The following is a 22,942-nucleotide window of genomic DNA, read 5'->3' as shown; positions in this document are numbered from 1 at the left end:
GGGGGAGGCGGCGGGGTACCGGCGGCGGCATGCGGCGTACCTGCTCGATCTCGCCGAGCGGGCGGTCCCCGAGCTGCGGACGGCCGCGCAGCTCGGCTGGATCGAGCGGCTGGCCTCCGAGCGGGACGATTTCGCCGCGGCGCTGCGCTGGGCCATCGACGAGCGGGACGTCGAGACGTCGCTGCGGCTGTGCGCGGCACTCAACTGGTACTGGTGGATGTGCGGCTACCGGCAGGAGAGCGCGGGCTGGGCCACCCAGGTGATCGAGCTGGTCGGCGACACGCCGCCGCCGGGGCTGGCGGCGGCGTACACGGCGTGCATGTTCGCCTACGGCGTGGACAAGTTCGCCTCCCTGGTCGCCGACCGGCCCGCCATGGTGCGGCTCTCGCTCTGGATGGACGAGCTGGTCGACCTGGCCGATCGGGAAGGGCCGCTGCATCCGCTGCTGCGGCTCAGCAAGGCCGTCATGGCCGCCGCGGCGGGGCGCGACGACCACGCCGCCGAGCTGATCGAGCGGTACGCCGAGAGCGACGACCTCTGGCTGTCCAGCGCCGCCCTCATGGTCGGCGACCGCGACCGCAGCGAGGAGCGGCTGGAGCGGGCGGTGGCCGGGTTCAGGCGGCTCGGGGACCGGTGGGGGCTGAGCGAGGCGCTGCTGGGGCTGGCCGCCATCCGGGTGGCCAAGGGCGTGCCGACCGACGACCTGATCGCCGAGACGTGGGCGCTCACCGACCAGCGGGTCAGCGCCGACGAGGCGATCTCCACCCTGGTCAGGCTGGCCACGCTGCGGGCCAGGACGGGCGACCTGGCGGGCGCGGCGGAGGACCTGGCCAGGGCCAGGGCCGAGGTGGACGCGGAGACGGCGCCGTTCTCGCTGGTGCAGCTCGGGCTGGCGGAGGCCGCCCACGCCTGCCGGACCGGCGACGTGGAGCGGGGCCTCGAGATCTACCGGGGGCTGTTCGGCGTGCTGGAGCAGGTGCCGCCGATCGCGCATCTCACCGTCTCGCTCAGGACCGCGTACGGCCGGGCGCTCGCGGTCGCCGGTGACCTGGACGTCGCCATGGAGCAGCACCGCCTGGCCCTGGAGGCGCTCGGGGAACTGGAGGCCGACCGGGGGCTGCTGTCGATCGTGGTCGCCGGCGTCGCCCTGGCCGCGCAGGCCGGGGGCGATCAGGAGCGGGCGGCGGTCCTGTTCGGCGCGTCGTCGGTGCTCGACCCGCACGACGTCGAGGCCGACACCGCTGAGGGAACCGCCGATGGCGTGGCCGCGGCCAGGGCCACGCTCGGCGAGGAGCGTTTCGCCGAGCTCTTCGCCGAGGGCGCGGCCAAGCCGCGGCAGGAGGTCTACGGGATGATCGGCAGCACGACGTAGGAAGGGGCGTGCAGCGTGGTGGTCCCCTTGGCGAGGTTCCTGTCGAACCGGGAGAAGTTCGAGCCCGCCACGTCGATCCTGATCCGGTGTCCGGGCAGGAACGCGTTCGAGGTCGTGCCGACCGGCACCCTGACCTCGCGTGCCTCGCCGGGGACGAGGCCTGTCACCCGGACGATGCCGTCGGTCAGCAGCTCGGCCCGCCCGTCGGGGTGCACGTCGATGAGCTTGGCGGTGACGTCCGCGCTGTCCGCCGTCGAGGAGACGCGCGCGACCAGCTCGATCCGCCCGGTGACCTCCACCCGCGCGGTCAGCGGCTTGCTCTGGTGCCGCAGCACGTCGCCGCGCCCGTCGAGCGGCCGCTGGTCCAGCGGGCCGTAGGCCTCGAACGCCATGACCGCCCCGCCGACCGTGGGCACCGGGTCGCCGGGGTCGGCGGCGAACTCGCCCGGGTCGCCGGGCTCCGGCGTGGTGCCGAGCGTGCCGTCCGGCCCCAGGTGGTACGGCACCGGCAGGGCCCGCGCGAGCGGCCAGTCGTCCTCGTCCCGCCACTCGTCGTCGCCCATCACGAAGATCCGCACCCGTGCCCCGTCGTCCACCGGCCGGGCGCCCCGGTCGCCGCCGCGCAGCCAGCGGTCGAACCAGCCGAGATGGACGCCGGTCCAGTCGATCGCCTCCTGGCTCGCGTGGTCGCCGTAGTCGCGCCCGCAGATGTCCCGATCGGCGGAGAAGTGCGCCCACGGCCCCACGATCAGCCGCGATTCCCCGCGCAGCCGCTCGTAGTGCTCGATCGAGGCGTCCAGGAAGTAGTCGTGCCAGCCGGTGCCGACCAGCGCGGGCACCTCGATGCCCGCATGGCGGACGACCGCGTCCCGCCACAGCGGGTCACCGGGGTCGGGCGTGTCCATCCACGAGGCGTAGAAGGGGACGAGGTCCTTCAGCAGCGGCTGGTCGCTGAGCGGCAGCCGCCCGAACTGCTCGCGCAGGGCCTCTTCGAGCCGGTCGGGGAAGCCGAGTGCGGCCAGGTGCTCCTCCTTGTCCCGGAGCGTGGCCGTGCCCAGCGCGATCCGCCGGTCCAGCTCCCCGGCGGCGAGCACGACCAGGCAGACGGTCAGGATGACGTTCAGGTTGGGGATGCCGCCGGGCTGGTAGACGCAGTCGTACAGGCTGTAGGGCGACACGTGCGGCGCGATGGCCCGCAGCCCCTCAGGGCGCTCCTGGGCGGCGAGGAGCTGGGTGATGGCCAGGTACGAGTCGCCGAACATGCCGACATTCCCGTCCGACCACGGCTGCGTCGCGGCCCAGCGGACCGCGTCGTGGCCGTCCTCCGCCTCGCCGCTGATGAAGCGGAACTCGCCCTGCGACGCCCCGGTGCCGCGCACGTCCTGGGCGACCACGGCGTACCCGGCCGCCACCAGCCTGGGCAGGTCGAGGTGGAACCCCGGACCGGCGGGGCCACGTCCGTACGCGGTGCGCGACAGCAGCACGGGGAAGCGGCCTATCCTGTCGGGCCGCCACAGCGTGGCCACGAGCTCGACGCCGTCGCGGGTGGTCATGGTCTCGGTGGTCTCGATCATCTGGCTCATGCCCCCGACGGTGCCGGTGCCGCCTGTCATCGGCCTGTCAGGCACCTGTCACCGGTCGTCGGCGGCCTGCCGGAGTGCCGCCAGCGGCAGGACCCGGTGGGGGACCACGGCCGACAGCGTGATGACGGTCGTGCTCCTGCGCACGCCCGGGATCCTGAGCATCCGGTCGATGATCCGCTGGATGTCCTCGTGGTCACGCCCCGCGATCCGGCACCACACGTCCCCCGGCCCCGTCACGATGTACGCCTCCAGCAGCTCGGGGATGGACTCCAAGGTCCTGGAGATGTGCTCGCGGGCGGCCTGCTCGACCTCCAGCGTGGTGAACGCCTGCACCGGATGGCCGAGCGCGGCGGGGGACAGGTTCGGGCCGAAGCCGGTGATGACGCCGTCGGCGGCCAGGCGGTCGAGCCTGGCCTGCACGGTGCCCCGCGCCACCCCCAGCACGCGGGCCAGCTCCATCAGGCCACTGCGCGGGCGCTCGGCGACGAGGCGGAGCACGCGCAGGTCCAGATCGTCGAGGCCGCGGCGGCGTGCCGGCATATTCGTCACCCAATCGCTTGTTGATCTTGCAGATTGACAGCATGGAAAGGCGGGTGTTGTCAGATCCGCCGTCCGTGCTGAGACTTCGGATCTTATGGAGCACCGGCATCCGTTCGTCCCCTACTCGCCCGAACGCTACGAGCCCGCCGAGATGGTCCGGCGCGGCGAGGAGTTCTACCGGTTCGCGGACCGGCGGCGCAGCGTGCGCTCGTTCAGCGCGGAGCCGGTGCCGTACCGGTGCGTGGAGCTGGCCGTGCAGGCGGCGGGCACCGCGCCGTCGGGCGCGCACCAGCAGCCGTGGAAGTTCGTGGCGATCGGCGACCCGGAGACCAAGAGGCGCGTGCGCGTGGCGGCCGAGCGCGAGGAGCGGCAGAACTACGAGGGCGGCCGGCTGCCGCCCGAGTGGCGGGCGGCGCTGGCGCCGCTGGAGACCACCTCGGACAAGGGCTATCTCGAGGTGGCGCCGTGGCTGGTGGTGTGCTTCGCCGAGAAGTACGCCGTGCGCCCCGGCCACGGCAGGATCAGGCACTACTACGTCAACGAGAGCGTCGGCATCGCCTGCGGCCTGTTCATCACCGCGCTGCACGCCATGGGCCTGTCCACGCTCACCCACACGCCCAACCCGATGGCCTTCCTCAGCGAGATCTGCGAGCGCCCGGCCGGGGAGCGGCCCTACATCCTGTTCCCCGTCGGGTACGCGGCCGACGATGCGGAAGTGCCAGATCTGCCGAGAAAGCCGCTCGAAACCACCCTGATCCGCATGACCGGAAATTTGGGTCTTTCCTAGGGCAGGCAACGTCTTCACTCTCGGTTCAGGCGCCGGCACCACTCCATCCCGAGCGCCTGAGGAGGACGAGGTGAAACACCGTTTAGTCATCCTGCTTGCCGCCCTCAGCCTGATCACCCTGACCGGCATGACCGGCGCGGGTGCCTCCGCGGAACCACCGCCCAACAGGCAGTACCGCGTCGAGGGTCCGGCGAACGCGCAGCAGCGCAGCTCGGTGGCCGCCACAGGCGCGGCCATCGAAGAGGTGGCCAAGGAGTCGGTCCTGGTCACGGCCACGGAAGCCGAGGTCTCGGCCATCAGACGGCTCGGCTACCGGGTCTCGGAGGTGCCGCGCCCGACACCCCCGTCCGTCGACGCGTTTGACTTCCCGCCGGCGGACTCGCAGTACCACAACTACGCGGAGATGAACGCCGAGATCAACGCCCTCGTGGCGGCGCACCCGGGCATCATGAGCCAGGCCTCGTACGGCACGTCGTACGAGGGCAGGCAGCTCCGCCTGGTCAAGATCAGCGACAACGTGGGCACGGACGAGAACGAGGTCGAGGTCCTGTTCACCGCGCACCAGCACGCGCGCGAGCACCTCACGGTCGAGATGGCGCTGTACCTGATGCACCTGCTCGCCGACAACTACGGCACGGACTCCAGGATCACCAACCTGGTGAACACCAGAGAGATCTGGATCATGCCGGACCTCAACCCCGACGGCGGCGAGTACGACATCGCCACCGGCTCCTACCGCTCCTGGCGCAAGAACAGGCAGCCGAACTCCGGCTCCTCGGCCGTCGGCACCGACCTGAACCGCAACTGGGCCTACAACTGGGGCTGCTGCGGCGGCTCATCGGGCACCACCTCCAGCGAGACGTACCGCGGCGCGAGCGCGGAGTCGGCCCCCGAGGTCAAGGCCGCGGCGAACTGGGTGCGCAGCCGGGTCGTCGGCGGCGTGCAGCAGCTCAAGTCGCACATCGACTGGCACACCTACAGCGAGCTGGTCCTGTGGCCCTACGGCTACACCTTCAACGACACCGCGCCCGGGCTGACCCAGGACGACCGGGACGCGCACGCCACGCTCGGCCAGAACATGGCCTCGACCAACGGCTACACACCCCAGCAGGGCAGTGACCTCTACATCACCGACGGGACCATCGACGACTGGCTCTGGGGGGCCTACAAGATCTTCAGCTTCACGTTCGAGATGTACCCGACCGGCTCCAGCCCCGGCTTCTACCCGCCGGACGAGCAGATCGTCCCGCAGACCACCCGGAACAGGGAGGCCGTGCTGCGCTTCCTCGAATACTCGGACTGCGTCTACCGGATCATCGGCAAGGAGGCCCAGTACTGCGGCACCGGCAATCCGCCCGTGACGGTCTACTCCGACACGTTCGAGACGGCCACCGGCTGGACGGTCAACCCGTCCGCGACCGACACCGCCACCACCGGCCAGTGGGAGCGCGGTGACCCGGAGGCCACCACGTCCTCGGGCGCCAAGCAGCTCGGCACCACGGTGAGCGGTGCCAACGACCTGGTGACGGGACGGCTGGCCGGCACCGCCGCCGGTGACTTCGACATCGACGGCGGGATCACCTCGATCCAGTCGCCGCCCATCACGCTGCCCGCCACGGGCGCGCTGAACCTGTCGTTCTCGTGGTACCTGGCGCACGGCTCCAACGCCTCCAGCGCCGACTACTTCAGGGTGCGCGTGGTCGGCTCGACCACGACCACCGTGCTGAACCAGGCCGGCTCGGCCGCCAACCGCAACGGCGCCTGGGCCACGGCCACGGCGAGCCTGAACGCCTTCGCCGGGCAGACGGTCCGCATCCTCGTGGACGCGGCCGACGCCTCGGGAGCCTCGCTGGTGGAGGCGGGCGTCGACGACGTCAGGATCACCCAGCAACCGTAAACCGCACCGCACTCCGCCGTACAAGATCCCCGATCTTGTACGGCGGAGCCATGTCCGGGGTCATGGGATTGGGTCTTGTAAGCACGGGATGTCAAGGCTACGATCGCGACAACTCTTAGGAAACTTTACTAAAAGTAATCACTAACCGGACAGAACCTGACAGCCTCTGCAAAGCCGCCCACTTCTCCCACCGGTCTGCGCTGACACCCCCCGAAGGCCGTGCCGTACGGCTTGCGCTCTCACCCCCCGGTGCAAGCCGTACGGCACGCCACCCCCCGAAGGAAGCATCCGTGAGACTTCGCGCGATTGTCCTGGCGCTCGCGACCCTCGCACTCAGCCTCTACGCCCTGCCCGCCCACGCCGCCGGCGCCACCGCGACCTTCGTCAAGGTCGCCGACTGGGGCTCCGGCTTCGAGGGCAAGGTCACCGTCACCAACGGCACCACCACGGCGATGAACGGGTGGAACGTCCAGTTCGACACCCCCGCCGGCTTCTCCATCCCGTCCGCGTGGGACGCGGTGATGTCGCGGAGCGGCCAGCACTACACCTTCACCAACCCGAGCTGGGCCCCCGTGCTGGCGGCGGGCGCCAGCGCGAGCTTCGGCTTCAACGGCAGCCCGGGCAACTTCCCCGGCATCACCGGCTGCACGCTCAACGGGGCCTCCTGCGGCGGCTCCACCGTCGAGGTCCCCGGCAAGCCGGGCGCCGCCACCGCCACCACGACGAGCAACGCCATCACCCTGTCCTGGGGCGCGTCCGCGGGCACGGTGACCGGTTACCGCGTCTACGAGGGGACCGCTGTCAAGGCCACAGTCACGGCCGCCACGGCCACGATCGGCGGGCTCGGCACCTGCGAGAGCCACACCTACACCGTCAAGGCGTACAACGCGGCGGGCGAGTCGGCCGCCGGCGACCCCGTGACCGCCACCACCACCGGTTGCGGGACGGGCGCGCCCGGCAAGGTCACCTCGATCAGCCTGACCTCATCGACCTCGACCGGCGCCACGCTGAGCTGGCCCGCCGTGGCCGGCGCCACCTCCTACAAGATCCGGCTGAACGGCACGCTGACCGCCACCGTCACCGGCACCACCCACACCCTCACCGGCCTGACCGCCTGCACCTCCTACCCGCTCACGATCACCGCGTCCAACGCCTCGGGTGACGGCCCGGCCAGCGACACCTTCACGTTCACCACGTCCGGCTGCACGGGCGGGACGTTGCCCAAGCACTTCCTCACCGGCTACTGGCACAACTTCGTCAACCCCGCCGTCGAGCTCAAGCTGTCGGCGGTGCCCAACGAGTACGACCTGATCGCCATCGCCTTCGGCGAGGCCACCGCCACCGCGGGCGAGGTCGTCTTCACCCTCGACCCGGGCCTGGCCACGGCGGTGGGCGGCTACACCGACGCCCAGTTCAAGGCCGACGTGCAGGCCCTGCACCAGCGCGGCAAGAAGGTCATCCTCTCGGTCGGCGGCGAGGCCGGGCGCGTGCAGGTCGCGAGCGCGGCCGCCGCGACCAAGTTCGCCGACTCGGTGTACGCCCTCATGCAGAGCTACGGCTTCGACGGCGTGGACATCGACCTGGAGAACGGCCTCAACGCCACCTACATGGCCCAGGCGCTGCGGTCGCTGCGCGCGAAGGCCGGCTCCGGGCTAATCATCACCATGGCCCCGCAGACCATCGACATGCAGTCAACCGGGATGGAGTACTTCAAGCTCGCCCTGAGCATCAAGGACATCCTCACCGTCGTCCACACGCAGTTCTACAACTCCGGCTCCATGCTGGGCTGCGACCAGGCCCAGGCGTACGGGCAGGGCTCGGTCAACTTCATGACCGCGCTGGCCTGCATCCAGCTCGAGAACGGCCTGCGCCCCGACCAGGTGGCACTGGGCCTGCCGGCCGGGCCGGGAGCCGCGGGCGGCGGCGTCGTCTCACCCTCCCTCGTCAACCAGGCGCTCGACTGCCTGGCCAAACGGACCAGCTGCGGGACCTTCGTGCCACCGCGCGCCTACCCGGACATCAGGGGCGCGATGACCTGGTCCATCAACTGGGACGCCAGCAACAACTGGTCGTTCTCCAAGACCGTCAAGCCCCACCTCCAGGGAATGCCATGAAATTTCGCAGCAGACTCACCGCCTTGACGGCGGCACTGGCCCTCGCCCTGACCGGCGCCGGGCTCGCCTCCGGCGCACCCGCCGCGTTCGGCGAGACGTCCCAGTTACAGCTCGCCGCCGCCTGGGCCCCGTGGACGGCCTACGCCACCGGCGCGGTCGTCACCTACAACGGCGTCGACTACGTCTGCCTCCAGGGCCACACCTCCCAGCCCGGCTGGGAGCCGCCGAACGTGCCCGCGCTCTGGAAGCCCGGCTCCGGCGGCGGCACCGACACCCAGGCGCCCTCGGTGCCCGGCAACCTCCGCTCGACCGGCGTCACCTCCAGCAGCGTCGCGCTGGCCTGGAACGCCTCGACCGACAACGTGGGCGTCACCGGCTACAACGTCTACCGGGGCGGCACGCTGGTCACCACCGTGACCGGCACCACCTACACCGACACCGGCCGGGCCGCCTCGACCAGCTACACCTACACGGTCCGCGCCCGTGACGCGGCCGGGAACGTCTCCGGCGACAGCAACTCCGTCACCGCCACCACCTCGGGCGGCACCGGCGCCCCCGGCCAGCCCGGCACGGTGACCACCTCGGTCACCAGCTCCAGCATCGCGCTGAGCTGGGGAGCCTCGTCGGGCACGGTGACCGGCTACCGCGTGTACGAGGGCTCGACCCAGCGCGCCCAGGTCACCGGCACCAGCGCCACCGTCTCGGGGCTCGGCGCGTGCACGACCCACACCTACACCGTGAAGGCGTACAACTCGGCGGGTGAGTCGGCCGGCCGCGACGCCACCGCCACCACGACCGGCTGCAGCAACCCCACCAAGATGCCCGGCGCCCCCTACCTCTACATGGGCTGGGGCAACCCGCCCAACCCGGGCACGGTCATGGACGCCACCGGCGTGCGGTCGTTCACGATGGCGTTCATCCTGGCCAGCGGCGGCTGCAACCCGGCATGGGACGGCAACCGCGCGCTGACCGGCGGCGCCGACCAGCAGGCGATCAACACGATCAAGTCCAAGGGCGGCAGCGTCCAGATCTCCTTCGGCGGCTGGCAGGGCAACAAGCTCGGCCCCAACTGCTCCACGCCGCAGGCGTTCGCGACCGCGGTGCAGCAGGTCATCAACGCCGTCGGCCCCGCCGTCGTGGACTTCGACATCGAGAACACCGACGAGTTCGAGAACTACACCGTCCAGGACCGCATCCTGAACGGCCTCAAGATCGTCAAGCAGAACAACCCGAACGTCAAGGTCGTCGTGACCTTCGGCACCACCAAGACCGGCCCGAACGCCCACGGCATCCGGCTCATCAACCAGGCCAAGGCGCTGGCCGTGCCGATCGACAACTACACGATCATGCCGTTCGACTTCGGCGGCACGAACATGTACCAGGACACGGTCAACGCCTCCGAGGGCCTGAAGAACGCGCTGAAGAGCGCCTTCGGCTGGACCGACGCCCAGGCGTACGCGCACATGGGCATCTCGGGCATGAACGGCCTGTCCGACCAGCAGGAGCTGACCTCGCCCGCGACCTGGACCCAGATCCGCGACTGGGCCAACTCCCACGGCCTGACCAGGCTCGCGTACTGGGCCGTCAACCGCGACCGTCCCTGCCCTGGCGGCGGCGTGGTGTCGAACTGCAGCGGCATCGCCCAGGCCGACTGGGAGTTCACCAGGACCACCGCCGGCTTCTGACCCACCGTGACCACCACGCCCGCCCCACCTCGGGGCGGGCCCCCTCGGCATGAGCGTGAGGAATCCCATGAACCTCCGAGGACTGGCGGCCACGGTCGTGCTCGCCTCCGGACTCACCGCACTCCAGGCCACCCCGGCCGCCGCCGCGAACATCCTGGCCAACCCCGGCTTCGAGAGCGGGCTGAGCGGCTGGACGTGCAGCGCGACGTCGGGCGCCCAGACCGTGCCGTCCCCCGTGCACGGCGGGGCGAGCGCCCTGCGGGCCACCCCGCAGGGCAGCGACTACGCCAGGTGCCAGCAGAGCATCACCGTCCAGCCCGGCACCACGTACCAGCTGTCCGCCTGGGTGCAGGGCGCCTACGTCTTCCTCGGCGCCACCGGCACCGGCGTCAGCGCCAGCACCTGGGGCGCGCCCGGCAACCAGTGGGGGCAGCTCAAGACCTCCTTCACCACGGGCGCCACGACCACGTCCGTGGTCGTCCACGTCAACGGCTGGTACGGCCAGGGCGCCTACCTGGCCGACGACGTGGTGCTCGACGGCCCGGGCGGCACGCCCGACACCCAGGCCCCGACCGTGCCGGGCACCCCGGCCGTCGGCGGCGCCACCGCCGGCACGCTCACCGTGACCTGGCCGGCCGCCACCGACAACGTGGGCGTCACCAGGTACGAGGTCTCGCGCGACGGCGGCTCCCCGGCCACCGTGACGGGCACCTCCCACCAGGCGACCGGGCTGAGCCCGGCCACCACGTACCGCTTCAAGGTCCGCGCCTGCGACGCGGCGGGCAACTGCTCCGCCTACTCCGCCGAGGCGAGCGGCACCACGACCAGCGGCGGCGGGGGCGGCGGCCAGCTGCCGAAGCGGGTGCTGGTCGGCTACCTGCACGCCTCGTTCGCCAACGGCTCCGGCTACCTCCGGATGGCCGACGTACCGGCCGAATGGGACGTCATCAACCTGGCCTTCGGCGAGCCGACCTCGGTCACCTCCGGCGACATCCGCTTCCGCCAGTGCCCGGCCGCCGAATGCCCGAACGTCGAGCCGGAGGCCGACTTCATCGCCGCCATCAGGGCCAAGCAGGCCCAGGGCAAGAAGGTGCTGATCTCGATCGGCGGCCAGAACGGCCAGGTGCAGCTCACGACCACGGCGGCGCGCGACAAGTTCGTCGAGTCGGTCGCCGCGATCATCGACAGGTACGGCCTCGACGGCCTGGACGTGGACTTCGAGGGCCACTCCCTCTACCTCAACCCGGGGGACACCAGCCTGGCCGCCCCCACCACGCCCGTCATCGTGAACCTGATCTCGGCGCTGAAGACGCTCAAGAGCCGTTACGGCGCCAAGTTCGTGCTCACCATGGCGCCGGAGACCTTCTTCGTCCAGCTCGGCTACCAGTTCTACGGCCCGGGGCCGAACGGCACGGCCGACAGCAGGAGCGCCTCCTACCTGCCGGTCATCCATGCCATGCGCGACGACCTGACCCTGCTCCACGTGCAGGACTACAACTCGGGACCGATCACGGGGCTGGACGGGCAGTACCACACGATGGGCGGCCACGACTTCCACGTGGCCATGACGGACATGCTGCTCGCCGGTTTCCCGATCATGGGCAATCCGGCCAACGTGTTCCCCGCCCTGCGCCAGGACCAGGTGGCCATCGGCCTGCCCGCCTCGCCCAACGCGGGCAACGGCTTCACCACCGTGGCCGAGGTGCAGAAGGCCTTCGACTGCCTGGCCAAGGGGAGCAACTGCGGTACGTACCGGCCGCGCGGCGTCTACCCGAACCTGCGCGGGCTCATGACCTGGTCCATCAACTGGGACAGGTTCAACGGCTCGGAGTTCTCCAGGAGCCACCGGGCCTACCTGAACGGGCTCACGTGAACCTGACGAGCTGCGTGGGCTTGATCGGGATGCCGAGGCCCGGCGGGCGGTAGGTGGGCAGCGCCTCGCCGTACTCGTGCATCCACGCGTGGTCCACCAGCAGCCGCATCCGCTCGTCGCCGGGACCGCCGCCCGCCTCCACCGGGGCGGCGGGCCCGGCCAGCCGCGACACCGCCTGCGCCAGCAGCTCGGTGTCGGGCGGCGACAGGTCGCAGTGCTCGTCGGGCCCGATCAGCAGGTCCACCTCGGGCGGCAGCGGGTAGATCGGCCGCGGCAGGGCGAGCACGCGCGGCGACGGCGCCATCGGCCACCCGTCGCGCACCGCCTCCAGCAGCACCGAGCGCGCCGACCTGCGCTCGAACAGCCCCTCCGACAGCGCCCAGCTCAGCGCGCCCACGTCCGACCGGTCCTCGCCGCAGGCGTGCAGGCACAGGTACGGCACCAGCGGCACCCCCGCGGCGACCGCCTGCGCCCAGCCGCTGCCGCACCCGGTGAGCACCAGCAGCGCCAGCATGGCCCGGTAGGCGGTGTCGGCGTGCGGCGTCTCCAGCCGGCCGGGCACGATCACGCACCGCCCGCCGGTCTTCTCGGCCGTCACCCCCAGCTCCCGCGCGATCTTCAGCGTGCGCGACGCCGCCACCCCGGTGTAGGACTCCTGCCAGGCGGGCGTGTACGGCGCCTGCCGATCCTCGTAACCGGTGGGCCAGACGCCGGGCAGCCCCGGCCGCCCCACCCCGTAGACGGCCAGCAGCAGGTCGAACACGGTCGTCACCAGCTCGTCGCCGTCACGCAGCACGGGCACGCCGCGCCGCAGCACCCCCGGCCCGTAGTCGAAGCGCGGCAGCAGCACCTCGACCGCCTCGCCGCCGTACACGCTCAGCCGGTCGCTGACCCGCCCCAGCAGCCCGCCGGGCACGTACGCCTCCTCCCGCGCCCGCAGCCGCACCAGGAACGGCAGGTCCGTACGCGCCGCCGCGTGCTCGGCGAACGGCGTCCTGTCCAGGTAGAACTCCTTGAGCAGCACGTGCCCCATGGCCATGGCCAGCGCACCGTCCGTGCCCGGCCGCACGACCAGCGTCTCGTCCGACAGCCGGGTGGGGTGGGTGCCGATGGCGACCACCTTCTGCCCCTTGTAGCGGCCGGCGATCACCCAGGGCGTGTCCGCCGTGCGTACCAGCCGGTTGTTCTCACCCCACAGCAGCACGTACGCCGCCCGCGCCCAGTCATCGGCCCCCGGACCGGCGAACCGCGGCCCCAGCACCTGCTCGGGCGCGCACGGATGCTCGGTCAGCACCGCGCCGCCGAGCCCGCCCACCAGCCGCGCCAGCGGCGAGGTGGACAGCGCCGCCACGTGCCCGGCCCCGTGCACGGCGGTGGTGTGCACGATCGCGGCCGCCGCCAGCTCGGCCGCGGTGACGTCGTCGAGCGGCACCCGCCGCTCCCCTCGGGCGTGGCGGTATTGCTGTGAGTTGCCTGTGAGTTTCGCCCAGGCCGCGACCGGGTCGCGCAGCCCATCTCTCACCTCGAAGTAGAGCCTGACCAGTGCCTGGTTGACCTGCGATCCCCCCATGGAAAAAGTTCAACACAGACGGTGATCTCGTATCGGGATACGTGTCGGCATGTCGGGGATAAGAATTGGAAGCCCTGGTGGCGGCAGTCCCACCGGTACGGCAGGCTAGATGCCGCCATGGATTACGCAGTTCTCACGGGGCTAGTCCTCGTCGCCGGTGTCGTGCTCGCTCTCATTGCCCAATGGCGCGATTGGCGGCCGCCACTCATCGTCGCCATCGCCGTGGGCGTCGTGGTCAGGCTTCTGATCATGTACACCTCGGCCATCGACACGTGGCAGCCGGTCGACTTCATGGAGAGCTTCAAGCCCGCGGGCGAGGCCGTGCTCCGTGGCGAGGACCCGGTGCTGGCCAGCGAGGGCGGCTGGCACTTCCTGCCGACGATCCCCTACGTCTACGGCATCCTGCTCTGGCTCGGCATCCCGTGGGAATACGCGGGGCGCCTCGTGACCGTGGTCGCCGACATCGTGCTGATCCCGCTGGTCGCCAAGCTGGCCGGCGGGCCGAAGGCGTCGCTGCGCGCACTCCAGTACGCGCTCAACCCGCTCGCCGTGCTGATCGCCTGCGTCCATGGCCAGGTCGAGCCGGTCGCGCTCGTGTTCGGCGTGGCGGCGTTCGTCGTCGCCAGAGGCCCCGGCGCGCCCGACCGGGCCGGGATGACGACCGACGTGATCGCCAGGGTGCGCCACGGCGTGGCGGCCTACGGGCTGGCGACCTCGGCCAGGCGCGTGCTCGGCCCCCACGGCATGCTGCACCGGGCCCTGCTGCCGGGGCCGGACGACCGCGCGGAGCTCAGGCGCGGTGCGCTGGCCGGGCTGCTGATGGGCCTGGCGCTGTGCGCGAAGAGCTGGCCCATCTGGCTCATCCCCGGCATGCTGCTGCTCCTGCCCAACCTGCGCTCCAGGGTCGCCGGCCTGTTCCTCACCGGCCTGGTGCCGCTCTTCTTCCTGGTCACGCTGCCGGTCTTCGCGGGCACATCGCTGGAGCAGATCCCGGCGGTCATCCACACCATCCAGGACATCAGGCCGATCGTCGGCGAATACGGCTGGACTCCCTGGTTCACCGGCGGCGACTGGGCCCTACGGGCCGACCTGGCCTCCTTCGGCACCAACCTGATCTACGTCAGCGTCGTCGCCGTCGTGCTCTGGTGGCGGCGCGCCGACCCGATCGACATGACCACGGCCGTCCTGCTCGTCTTCATGGTCATGACGCCGCGGCTCGGCGCCCAGTACCTGCTGTGGTTCATGCCGTTCCTGGTCGCCCGGCCCACCAGGTTCGCCTGGCCGGCCATCGTGGGCGTGTCGCTCTGGGCGGGCTACGGCTACCTCTACATGACCCAGTTCGACACCAACACCTGGTGGGGCCTGCACTCCGACTGGTCGCGGGCCTCGATCGTGCTGCTGCCGATCCTGGCGCTGGCCATGCCCTGGAGCCGCCGCATCGCGACCGCCCCAGGGCCGGCCCATCCTCTGGGATCGTCGGAGAAGGTCAGGGCCGCGTCACCGGCATAGGCGCCCCCACAACGTGATCCACTGGTCGGGGTGGACGTAGCCGACGACGGCGTCGCGGGCGATCCCCGCGGCCGCCAGCGCGGCGTCCACCCCGTCGTAACGCGGCTTAAGCGAGGCGCGCACCGAGCCGCCCACCCCGCCGAACCCCAGCTCCACCAGCTCCAGGTAGGAGCGCCGATCCGGCACGAGCGGCTCGGGCCTGCGCTGGATGCGCAGGATGGCCGAGTCGACGGACGGGACGGGGCGGAAGCTCTCCCTGCCGACCGTGTCGCCGAGCCGCCAGCCGAACCACGGCCACGACTCCACCGTGACCAGGCTCCAGCGGCCGTAGTCGCCCGCGCGCTTGCGGGCGTACTCCCGCTGCGTGAGCAGCGTCGCCGAGGTCAGGGCCGGCGCCCGCAGGCACCAGTCCACGATCTTCGACGTGATCGAGTAGGGGATGTTGCCGACGACCGCGAACGGCTCACGCGGCGCCCGCGCGGCCGTGAAGTCGCCCCTGACCACGTCGACGCGGGGATCGCTGCGCGTGCGCGCGGCCAGCAGGCCGGCCAGCCGCGGATCGATCTCGTAGCCGACGACCCGCGCGCCCGCCTCGGCCAGCGCCAGGGTGAGCACGCCTTCGCCGGAGCCGGGCTCCAGCACGAGCCCTTCCGGTGCGGCGGCCTTCACCACCAGGTCGACGGCATGGCGGTCGGCCAGGAAATTCTGCGAGAGCGTGCGCCTGGCCCGATCTCTGGGCGTGCGACCGCCGCCGCTGTTCCTGGCGTTCTTCTGGGTGTGTGAATAGTTTCCGTGCGCGAAATTCTGCGCCACAGCACTGCCCTTTCGGGTCCTCGAGATGAACGGGTCTCGAAGGGCCCTGGGCGCGCCTGCGGACGCTCAGCCTCAGGTGTGCGCGTCCGCTAGCGGGCCAGAGCCCGGCTGTGGCGGATGCGGATGAAGACCTGGCAGGTGAACATGCATGACATGCCCGTCACTGTAGGTCGGCCCCGATCAACCGGGCAATCGAATTAACCGGCGCGGGCTTTGAGCCGGCATTGAGCTGGCTCGGGTAGACCATTGACCATGGACCGACCGGCCAGGGTGCTCGTCGTCGACGACGAGCCGAACATCCGCGCACTGCTCTCGCAGACGCTTCGACTGGTCTCGTTCGAGGTCAGGACCGCAGAGACCGGGGCCGAGGCGGTGACCGCCGCCAGGGACTTCCGGCCCGACATCGTGGTGCTCGACGTGATGCTGGAGGACATCGACGGCTTCGAGGTCGCCAGGCGGCTGGAGGAGCGCATCCCCGTGCTGTTCCTGACCGCCCGCGACCGGGTCGAGGACCGCGTACGGGGCCTGACGCTCGGCGCCGACGACTACGTGGCCAAGCCCTTCAGCCTGGAGGAGGTCGTCCTGCGCATCCGCGCCATCCTGCGCCGCAGCCGGACGAGCTCCCAGGGCCCCGAGGACGGCGGCGTCCTGCGCTACGCCGACCTGGAGCTGGACGTGCACGCCCACCGCGTGCGCCGGGCCGGGGTACCGGTCGAGCTGTCGCCCACCGAGTTCAACCTGCTCGAATACCTGCTCACGAACGCCGGGCGGGTGGTGAGCAAGGCGCAGATCCTCGACAGCGTGTGGCGCTACGACTTCGACGGCGACTCCAGCATCGTCGAGTCGTACGTCTACTACTTACGCAAGAAGATCGACAAATGGCAGCCGCAGCTCATCCACACCGTGCGCGGCGTGGGCTACACGCTGAGGACCCCGAGGTGAGGCCCGCCACCTGGACCCTGCGCCGCCGGCTGGTCATGGCCATACTCGGGCTCACCACGCTCGCGCTCGTGCTCTCCAACGTCGTCGGCGTCGCGCTGCTGCGCGAGAACCTGATGGGGCGCGTGGACGGCCAGCTCGCCCAGATCAGCAAGGCCGTCACGCTCAAGGCCCCGCAGAACTTCATGCCGAAGCCGGCGCAGGCCGGCGACTTCTACGAGGCGCTCACCAAGCGGATCGCCGCCATCCAGCAGATCATCGTCTTCGACGCGAGCGGGGCGCTGCAGTTCCAGACCTCCGACAAGAGCCAGCCCGGCCCGGACATCGGCGAGCTCAGGACCGGCGTGACCTACACCGTGCCGGGCACCTCCGGGGCCTCGTGGCGGATCCGCGCCGCCGCGCTGCCCAGCGGCGCCACCTGGGTCTTCGCCCAGTCCCTCGCCGAGCTCGAACAGACCCAGAACTCCGTGATCGCCATCGCCCTCGCCGTGAGCGCGTTCGTGCTGCTGCTGCTCGGCCTGGCCGCCGACTCCGTCGTACGGCTCGGCCTGCGCCCCCTGACCAGGATGGAGGCCACGGCAGGGCGCATCACCCGCGGCGACTTCGCCCGCCGGGTCACGGGTCCCGATCCGCACACCGAGGCCGGCCGCCTGGCCAAGGCCATGAACGTGATGCTCGACCGCCTCCAGTCCGAGATCGCCGCCAGGACCGACTCGGAGGCCCGCATGCGGCGCTTCCTCGCCGACGCCTCGCACGAGCTGCGCACGCCGCTCACCTCCGTACGCGGCTTCGCCGAGCTGCACCGCAGGGGCGGCGGCGACACCGGCGAGATGATGCGCAGGATCGAGGAAGAGGCGGCCAGGATGGGCGTGCTCGTCAACGACCTGCTCACGCTGGCCCAGCTCGACGAGGAACGCCCGCTCGACCGCGCTCCCGTGGACCTGCTGGAGGTGGCCGCCGACACGATCCGCGACGCCCGCGCACGCGTGCCGGACCGGCAGGTCAAGCTGGCCGGGCTGGACGGCAGGCTCGCGCCCGTCTCCCTCGTCGCCGACGAGGCCCGCCTCCGGCAGGTGGCCGCGAACCTCGTCGGCAACGCGCTCTCCCACACGCCTCCCGACGCCGCCGTCACCGTCAAGGTCGGCGAGGCCGGCGGGCTGGCCGTGCTGGAGGTGTCCGACACCGGTCCCGGGGTGCCGGCCGAGCACGTACCGCGGCTGTTCGACCGCCTCTACCGGGTCGGCGAGGGCAGGTCCAGGACCGGCGGCGGCGCCGGGCTCGGCCTGGCCATCGTCTCCGCCATCGTCCGCGCCCACGAAGGGCGCGTCGAGCTGGACACCGCGCCCGGCCGGGGCGCCACCTTCCGCGTACTCCTACCTGGCGCCGAGGCGGCTCCCAGCTCCCGTTGAAGAGCGCCGACCACAGTCGGAGCATGAGAAGAACACCCATCGTCCCGGCGCTGATCACCGTGCTGGCCGGGCTGTCCGGGCTGCTGGCCGGCTGCGGCGGCGAGCCCGGGGGCACCGGAGTCGCCTCGGCGGCGCTCGGCTCGGCTTCGCCGTCCGCGAGCGCGACCGTCACCGCCGCGCCGACCGCCACGTCCGCCGCCGATCGCCAGGAGCAGGGCAGGAAGTTCGCCAAGTGCATGCGCGAGCACGGCGTGCCCATGGAGGACCCCGACCCGGACGGCGGCGGCCTCAGCGTGATCGACCAGAACCTCGGCAAGGACAAGGTCGGCAAGGCCATGGACGCCTGCCGCGCCTACGCGCCGTTCAAGGACCGCAAGGAGCTCAAGCCCGAAGAGGTCGAGCAGCTGCGCCGGCTGGCTCAGTGCATGCGCGAGAACGGCGTCGACATGCCCGACCCCAACCCCGACGGCACCCTCCCCAGCGGCTCCGCCCGGAACTTCGACCGTGACGATCCCGCGTTCAAGAAGGCGATCGGGATCTGCGGCAAGAGCTTCACCAAGCCGGGAGCGGCCAAGTGACCCAGATCAAGGAGCACGAGCGGGCCGAGCGGGTACCGCGGCCCTTACCGCCGCGTCGCCGCGGCGGCCTGCGCGTCCTGGCGTGGACGGGCGGCGCCGCGCTGCTCGCCGCCGCGGTCGCGGCCGCCGCCGTCGGCTTCGGCGGCGACTCCGGTACGGCCGCCGCCACCCGCAGGCCGCCGGCCCTCGCCAAGGTGACCAGGACGACCCTCACCGAGACCAAGACCGTGGACGGCACGCTCGGCTACGGCACCCCCCTGACCGTCACGGGGAAGTCGCAAGGCACCATCACCTGGCTTCCCGCCGAGGGCGCCACCATCACCAGGGGACACGGCGTCTACAGCGTGGACGCCGACCGCCGCCCCCTCCTGTACGGCACCATGCCCCTCTACCGCACCCTCGAGGACGGCGTGTCCGGCAAGGACGTCGAGCTGCTCGAACGCAACCTGGACCAGCTCGGCTACACCGGGTTCGACGTGGACGACGAGTTCACCTGGGCCACCAGGGAGGCGGTCGAGGACTGGCAGGAGGACCTCGGGCTCGACGTCACCGGCAAGGTCCAGCCCGGAGACGTCGTGGTCGCCGACGGCCGCATCCGCGTCTCCGAGCTCCGGAAGGCACTCGGCGAGAGCGCGAACGGCGCCGTGCTCACCGCCACCGGCACCACCCGCGAGGTGCTGGTCAACCTCGACGTGGCCGACGAGCACCTGGTCAGGAAGGGCATGAAGGCCACCGTCGAGCTGCCCGACGGCAGCACGGTGCACGGCAAGGTGAGCGGCGTCGGCAAGGTCGCCACCGAGACCGGCGACGGCAACGACAGCGCCACCACGGTCGAGGTCACGGTGTCGGTGAGCGGGCTGAAGAAGTCGTTCGACGCCGCGCCCGTGGACGTCACGATCGTGTCGGAGCAGCGCGAGAACGTGCTGGCCGTGCCCGTCGGGGCGCTGTTCGCGCTGGCCGAGGGCGGCTACGGCGTACAGGTCGTGGAGGGCGGCGCCACCCGCTACGCCGCCGTCGAGACCGGCCTGTTCGCCGACGGCCAGGTCGAGGTCACCGGCGTCCAGGAGGGCATGACCGTGGCGGTGCCCAAGTGATCGTCGAACTGCGTGACGTGAGCAAGGAGTACGGCGAGGTCACCGCGCTGCGCGGCGTCACGATGGACATCGAGGCGGGCGAGCTCGTCGGCATCGTCGGGCCGTCCGGGTCGGGCAAGTCGACCATGCTCAACATGATCGGCACCCTCGACCGGCCCTCCGGCGGCACCGTCCGCATCGCGGGGCACGACGTGCTCTCGCTCACCGACCGGCAGCTGTCCGCCCTGCGCGCGAACGTCATCGGCTTCGTCTTCCAGCAGTTCCACCTGGCCGCGGGGGTGCCCGCCCTGGACAACGTGGCCGACGGCCTGCTGTACGCGGGCCCGTCGCTGCGCGAACGGCGGCTGCGGGCGTACGACGCGCTGGAGCGGGTGGGGCTCGGGCACCGGCTCGGCCACCGGCCGCACGAGCTGTCGGGCGGCGAGCGCCAGCGCGTCGCCATCGCCCGCGCCGTGGTCGGCGGCCCACGCCTGCTGCTGGCCGACGAGCCGACGGGCAACCTGGACTCCCGCTCGGGAGCCGGGGTGATGGACCTGCTGCGCGAGCTCAACGCGGGCGGCACGACCGTGGTCGTCATCACCCACGACCGCGACATCGCCGCCGCGCTGCCCCGACAGGTCGAGATGCTCGACGGCGGCGTCCTGCCGCGGGCGAGCCGAGGTCTCGCGGGCGGGGTGCGGACATGACGGTCCTGACCTCGGCCCGGATGCGGCCCCGCGACGTGGTCCGGGTCGGCGGGTCGGGCCTGCGGGCCCGGCCGCTGCGGGTGTTCCTGTCGGCGCTGGGGATCGCCATCGGCATCGCCGCGATGCTCGGCGTCGTCGGCATCTCCGCCTCCAGCCAGGAGGACCTCAACCGGCAGCTCGAAGCGCTCGGCACGAACCTGCTCACCGTGTCGCCCGGCCACACCCTGTTCGGGGAGACCTCCCATCTGCCCGCCGAGTCGGAGGGCATGATCGGCCAGATCGGCCCCGTCACCGCGGTCACCGCCACCGGCACGACACCGGCCAAGGTCTACCGCAACGACCACATCCCGGCGGCCGAGACCAGCAGCGTCTCCGTCACCGCCGCCCGCCTCGACCTGCCGCAGGACGTCGGCGCCACCGTCGTCAGCGGCACCTGGCTGAACGAGGCCACCCACCGCTACCCGGCCACCGTGCTCGGCGCCACGGCGGCCGACCGGCTCGGCGTCGTGGAAGCGGGTCCCGACCAGCGGGTCTGGCTGGGCGGCCGGTGGTTCACCGTCGTGGGGGTGCTCGCGGCGGTGCCGCTGGCTCCTGAGCTGGACACCGCCGCCCTGGTCGGCTGGCCGGTGGCGGAGGAAAGGCTCGGCTTCGACGGCTACCCGACCACGATCTACGCCAGGGCGCGGGAGGCGTCGGTCGTCGCCGTACGCGACGTGCTCGCCGCCACCGCGAACCCCGAGCAGCCCAACGAGGTCGAGGTCTCCAGGCCGTCGGACGTGCTGGCCGCCAAGCAGGCCACCGACGCCACGCTGAACGCGCTCCTGCTCGGCCTCGGCGGCGTCGCGCTGCTGGTCGGCGGCGTGGGCGTGGCCAACACGATGGTCATCTCGGTCCTGGAGCGCCGGGCGGAGATCGGCCTGCGCCGCTCGCTGGGAGCCACGCGCGGGCAGATCCGCGTGCAGTTCCTCGCCGAGTCGCTGCTGCTGTCGGCCATCGGGGGCGTCGGCGGGGTGCTGCTCGGCATCGGCGTCACGGCCACGTACGCGAGCATCCAGAGCTGGCCCGCGATCGTGCCCGTCTGGGCCATGCTCGGCGGCGTACTCGCCACCCTGGTGATCGGCGGCCTGGCCGGCTTCTACCCGGCGGTGCGCGCGGCCCGGATGTCGCCCACCGAGGCCCTGGCCACGCCCTGACGAGGTGCTCGTGACCCGCGCGTCCGATTTCTACAAGAAGCGGGACGCGCGGCGGGGGTAGCTTCGCCCGTGACAGCCGGCTCGCAGGAAAGGGTTGAGTGACATGGACGTGCTGGATCGGGCGGAAGGCTACCTGCTGCGCCACGGGCGGCTGATCGACAGGCTCCGGTTCGAGGCGCTGTTCAGGGGCGGCTCGCGGGATCGGGTGCTCGACGCGCTGCGCCCGTACCAGAACCCGTCGGACGGGGGCTTCGGCAACGCGCTCGAACCGGACCTCCGCGGCTCCGGCAGCCAGCCGGAGCCGGTCGAGGTGGCGTTCTGGATCCTGGACGAGCTCGGCGCCTTCGACTCGCCGATGGTGCCGGCCGCCTGCGACTACCTGGCCCGGGTCAGCGCTCCCGGCGGCGGCGTGCCGTTCGTGCTGCCCTCCGTCCGGGACACGCCGCGCGCGCCCTGGTGGGAGACCGACGACGACCCGCCGGGCAACCTCGTGCCGACGGCCTCGATCGCGGGGCTGCTGCACAAGAACGGCGGAACGCATCCCTGGCTGGCCGCCGCCACGGACTTCTGCTGGTCGCGCATCGCCGCCCTGGAGGAGACCAGCCCGTACGAGGCGCGGGCGGTGGTGACGTTCCTGGACCTGGTGCCCGACCGGGAGCGGGCCGAGGCGGAGTTCGCCCGGCTGCGGGAGGCGATCCTGGCCACGGTCACCTTCGACCCGTACGCGAGCGGGCCCGTGCACTTCCCGCTGGACTTCGCCTCCGCGCCGTTGCGGCTGCCGCTGTTCGAGCAGGACGTGCTCGACCGCCACCTCGACGCGCTCCTGGCCACGCAGGCGGAGGACGGCGGCTGGAGCGCCAACTGGCTCGTCTGGACGCCGGTGGTGCAGCACGAATGGGGCGGGTACCTCACCGTGCAGCACCTCAAGACCCTGCGCGCGTACGGGCGGCTGCCGGGGTGACGCGGTTCTGTCGGTGCGGTCGCGTACGTTGGAGGCATGTACGCGGAACGACCTCCCGACCCTGACCTCGCGGGCCGCGTCGCCTGCGTGTGGCATCAGGTGAGCGAGGCGGCCACCACCCAGCTCGTGGTGCCCGACGCCTGCGTCGACCTCATCTGGGGCCCCGACGGCCTGTTCGTGGCCGGCCCCGACACCGGGCCCATGCCGGCGCCGATGGCGCCCGGAGACCTCTTCGTGGGCATCCGCTTCAGACCGGGCGGAGTGGGGGATCTGCTGGGGGTGCCGCTGGAGGAGCTACGCGACCAGCGCATCCCGCTGTCGGCCCTCCCGACCCCCTTC

18 protein-coding genes and 1 pseudogene are annotated in these 22,942 nt (G+C 71.8%); 15 read left to right on the top strand and 4 right to left on the bottom strand.

The window, feature by feature from the left end:
* Nucleotides 1-1,372: pseudogene (locus ETD85_RS63675) on the top strand (hypothetical protein); the annotation flags it as partial.
* On the opposite strand, the gene ETD85_RS42865 reads toward ETD85_RS63675, so the two are convergent.
* Entirely contained in the window at nt 1,345-2,955 is a 1,611-nt protein-coding gene (locus ETD85_RS42865) for a CocE/NonD family hydrolase (RefSeq protein WP_170247144.1), read from the bottom strand. The pseudogene ETD85_RS63675 and the gene ETD85_RS42865 sit on opposite strands and share 28 nt — an antisense overlap.
* A gap of 48 nt (nt 2,956-3,003) precedes the next feature.
* A complete protein-coding gene (locus ETD85_RS42860) occupies nt 3,004-3,495 on the bottom strand; it encodes an Lrp/AsnC family transcriptional regulator (RefSeq protein ID WP_138695577.1) in 492 nt (163 codons plus the stop codon).
* 94 nt (nt 3,496-3,589) lie between these two features.
* Between ETD85_RS42860 and ETD85_RS42855 the strand changes: the two genes are divergently transcribed.
* The 5 genes from ETD85_RS42855 to ETD85_RS42835 all read left to right on the top strand — a co-directional run bounded on the left by ETD85_RS42855 (nt 3,590) and on the right by ETD85_RS42835 (nt 11,851).
* Entirely contained in the window at nt 3,590-4,282 is a 693-nt protein-coding gene (locus tag ETD85_RS42855) for a nitroreductase family protein (protein WP_138695576.1), read from the top strand.
* A 70-nt stretch (nt 4,283-4,352) separates the two neighbouring features.
* A complete protein-coding gene (locus ETD85_RS42850; protein WP_206059226.1) occupies nt 4,353-6,179 on the top strand; it encodes a M14 family metallopeptidase in 1,827 nt (608 codons plus the stop codon).
* A 290-nt stretch (nt 6,180-6,469) separates the two neighbouring features.
* The gene (locus ETD85_RS42845) at nt 6,470-8,293 is read left to right on the top strand and encodes a cellulose binding domain-containing protein (RefSeq protein WP_138695575.1); all 1,824 of its coding nucleotides are present in this window, start codon (nt 6,470-6,472) and stop codon (nt 8,291-8,293) included.
* Nucleotides 8,290-9,978: a fibronectin type III domain-containing protein gene (locus ETD85_RS42840; RefSeq protein ID WP_138695574.1), complete on the top strand. Its 1,689-nt coding sequence runs from the start codon at nt 8,290-8,292 to the stop codon at nt 9,976-9,978. The genes ETD85_RS42845 and ETD85_RS42840 overlap by 4 nt, the downstream gene beginning before the upstream one ends.
* Nucleotides 9,979-10,045: 67 nt before the next feature.
* Nucleotides 10,046-11,851 carry a chitinase gene (locus ETD85_RS42835; protein ID WP_240779797.1) on the top strand — a complete coding sequence of 602 codons (1,806 nt, stop codon included), beginning with the start codon at nt 10,046-10,048 and terminating at the stop codon, nt 11,849-11,851.
* On the opposite strand, the gene ETD85_RS42830 is transcribed toward ETD85_RS42835, so the two are convergent.
* The gene (locus tag ETD85_RS42830; protein WP_138695572.1) at nt 11,844-13,421 is read right to left on the bottom strand and encodes a molybdopterin-dependent oxidoreductase; all 1,578 of its coding nucleotides are present in this window, start codon (nt 13,419-13,421) and stop codon (nt 11,844-11,846) included. The genes ETD85_RS42835 and ETD85_RS42830 overlap by 8 nt on opposite strands.
* A 117-nt stretch (nt 13,422-13,538) precedes the next feature.
* Here ETD85_RS42830 and ETD85_RS42825 point away from each other — a divergent pair, with 117 nt between their 5' ends.
* Entirely contained in the window at nt 13,539-14,930 is a 1,392-nt protein-coding gene (locus ETD85_RS42825) for a hypothetical protein (RefSeq protein ID WP_138695571.1), read from the top strand.
* Here ETD85_RS42825 and erm read toward each other — a convergent pair.
* Complete coding sequence (gene erm, locus ETD85_RS42820; RefSeq protein WP_379507381.1) at nt 14,919-15,629, bottom strand: 23S ribosomal RNA methyltransferase Erm; 711 nt, start codon at nt 15,627-15,629, stop codon at nt 14,919-14,921. The two genes, ETD85_RS42825 and erm, sit on opposite strands and share 12 nt — an antisense overlap.
* 366 nt (nt 15,630-15,995) lie before the next feature.
* Here erm and ETD85_RS42815 point away from each other — a divergent pair, with 366 nt between their 5' ends.
* From ETD85_RS42815 to ETD85_RS42780, 8 genes are all read left to right on the top strand, one after another.
* On the top strand, nt 15,996-16,685 hold the full coding sequence (locus ETD85_RS42815; protein ID WP_138695569.1) for a response regulator transcription factor: 690 nt from the start codon (nt 15,996-15,998) through the stop codon (nt 16,683-16,685).
* On the top strand, nt 16,682-18,091 hold the full coding sequence (locus tag ETD85_RS42810) for a sensor histidine kinase (protein ID WP_206059225.1): 1,410 nt from the start codon (nt 16,682-16,684) through the stop codon (nt 18,089-18,091). The genes ETD85_RS42815 and ETD85_RS42810 overlap by 4 nt, the downstream gene beginning before the upstream one ends.
* Nucleotides 18,092-18,114: 23 nt before the next feature.
* Complete coding sequence (locus ETD85_RS42805) at nt 18,115-18,669, top strand: hypothetical protein (protein ID WP_138695568.1); 555 nt, start codon at nt 18,115-18,117, stop codon at nt 18,667-18,669.
* Nucleotides 18,666-19,763, top strand: a complete 1,098-nt coding sequence (locus tag ETD85_RS42800; protein WP_240779796.1) for a peptidoglycan-binding protein — start codon at nt 18,666-18,668, stop codon at nt 19,761-19,763. Before ETD85_RS42805 ends, ETD85_RS42800 begins: the two co-directional genes overlap by 4 nt.
* The gene (locus ETD85_RS42795; protein WP_240779798.1) at nt 19,763-20,449 is read left to right on the top strand and encodes an ABC transporter ATP-binding protein; all 687 of its coding nucleotides are present in this window, start codon (nt 19,763-19,765) and stop codon (nt 20,447-20,449) included. The genes ETD85_RS42800 and ETD85_RS42795 overlap by 1 nt, the downstream gene beginning before the upstream one ends.
* Nucleotides 20,446-21,642 carry an ABC transporter permease gene (locus ETD85_RS42790; protein ID WP_138695567.1) on the top strand — a complete coding sequence of 399 codons (1,197 nt, stop codon included), beginning with the start codon at nt 20,446-20,448 and terminating at the stop codon, nt 21,640-21,642. The genes ETD85_RS42795 and ETD85_RS42790 overlap by 4 nt, the downstream gene beginning before the upstream one ends.
* A gap of 103 nt (nt 21,643-21,745) precedes the next feature.
* Complete coding sequence (locus ETD85_RS42785) at nt 21,746-22,603, top strand: hypothetical protein (RefSeq protein ID WP_138695566.1); 858 nt, start codon at nt 21,746-21,748, stop codon at nt 22,601-22,603.
* 36 nt (nt 22,604-22,639) lie between these two features.
* On the top strand, nt 22,640-22,942 hold a 303-nt coding region (locus ETD85_RS42780), incomplete at its 3' end, for a DUF6597 domain-containing transcriptional factor (protein ID WP_338087227.1).

The sequence above is a fragment of the Nonomuraea zeae genome, from assembly GCF_005889725.1.
Classification (GTDB): Bacteria; Actinomycetota; Actinomycetes; order Streptosporangiales; family Streptosporangiaceae; genus Nonomuraea; species Nonomuraea zeae.
Note: the sequence above shows the minus strand (reverse complement) of the source record. Positions and strands in the feature narration are given on the sequence as shown.

What these genes read in the sequence shown, in the direction of transcription:
- ETD85_RS42835 (WP_240779797.1), top strand. Translation starts at nt 10,046, where the DNA reads ATGAACCTCCGAGGACTGGCGGCCACGGTCGTGCTCGCCTCCGGACTC.
- ETD85_RS42840 (WP_138695574.1), top strand. Translation starts at nt 8,290, where the DNA reads ATGAAATTTCGCAGCAGACTCACCGCCTTGACGGCGGCACTGGCCCTC.
- ETD85_RS42805 (WP_138695568.1), top strand. Translation starts at nt 18,115, where the DNA reads ATGAGAAGAACACCCATCGTCCCGGCGCTGATCACCGTGCTGGCCGGG.
- ETD85_RS42790 (WP_138695567.1), top strand. Translation starts at nt 20,446, where the DNA reads ATGACGGTCCTGACCTCGGCCCGGATGCGGCCCCGCGACGTGGTCCGG.
- ETD85_RS42825 (WP_138695571.1), top strand. Translation starts at nt 13,539, where the DNA reads ATGGATTACGCAGTTCTCACGGGGCTAGTCCTCGTCGCCGGTGTCGTG.
- ETD85_RS42860 (WP_138695577.1), bottom strand. Translation starts at nt 3,495, where the DNA reads ATGCCGGCACGCCGCCGCGGCCTCGACGATCTGGACCTGCGCGTGCTC.
- ETD85_RS42815 (WP_138695569.1), top strand. Translation starts at nt 15,996, where the DNA reads ATGGACCGACCGGCCAGGGTGCTCGTCGTCGACGACGAGCCGAACATC.
- ETD85_RS42865 (WP_170247144.1), bottom strand. Translation starts at nt 2,955, where the DNA reads ATGAGCCAGATGATCGAGACCACCGAGACCATGACCACCCGCGACGGC.
- ETD85_RS42855 (WP_138695576.1), top strand. Translation starts at nt 3,590, where the DNA reads ATGGAGCACCGGCATCCGTTCGTCCCCTACTCGCCCGAACGCTACGAG.
- ETD85_RS42785 (WP_138695566.1), top strand. Translation starts at nt 21,746, where the DNA reads ATGGACGTGCTGGATCGGGCGGAAGGCTACCTGCTGCGCCACGGGCGG.
- ETD85_RS42830 (WP_138695572.1), bottom strand. Translation starts at nt 13,421, where the DNA reads ATGGGGGGATCGCAGGTCAACCAGGCACTGGTCAGGCTCTACTTCGAG.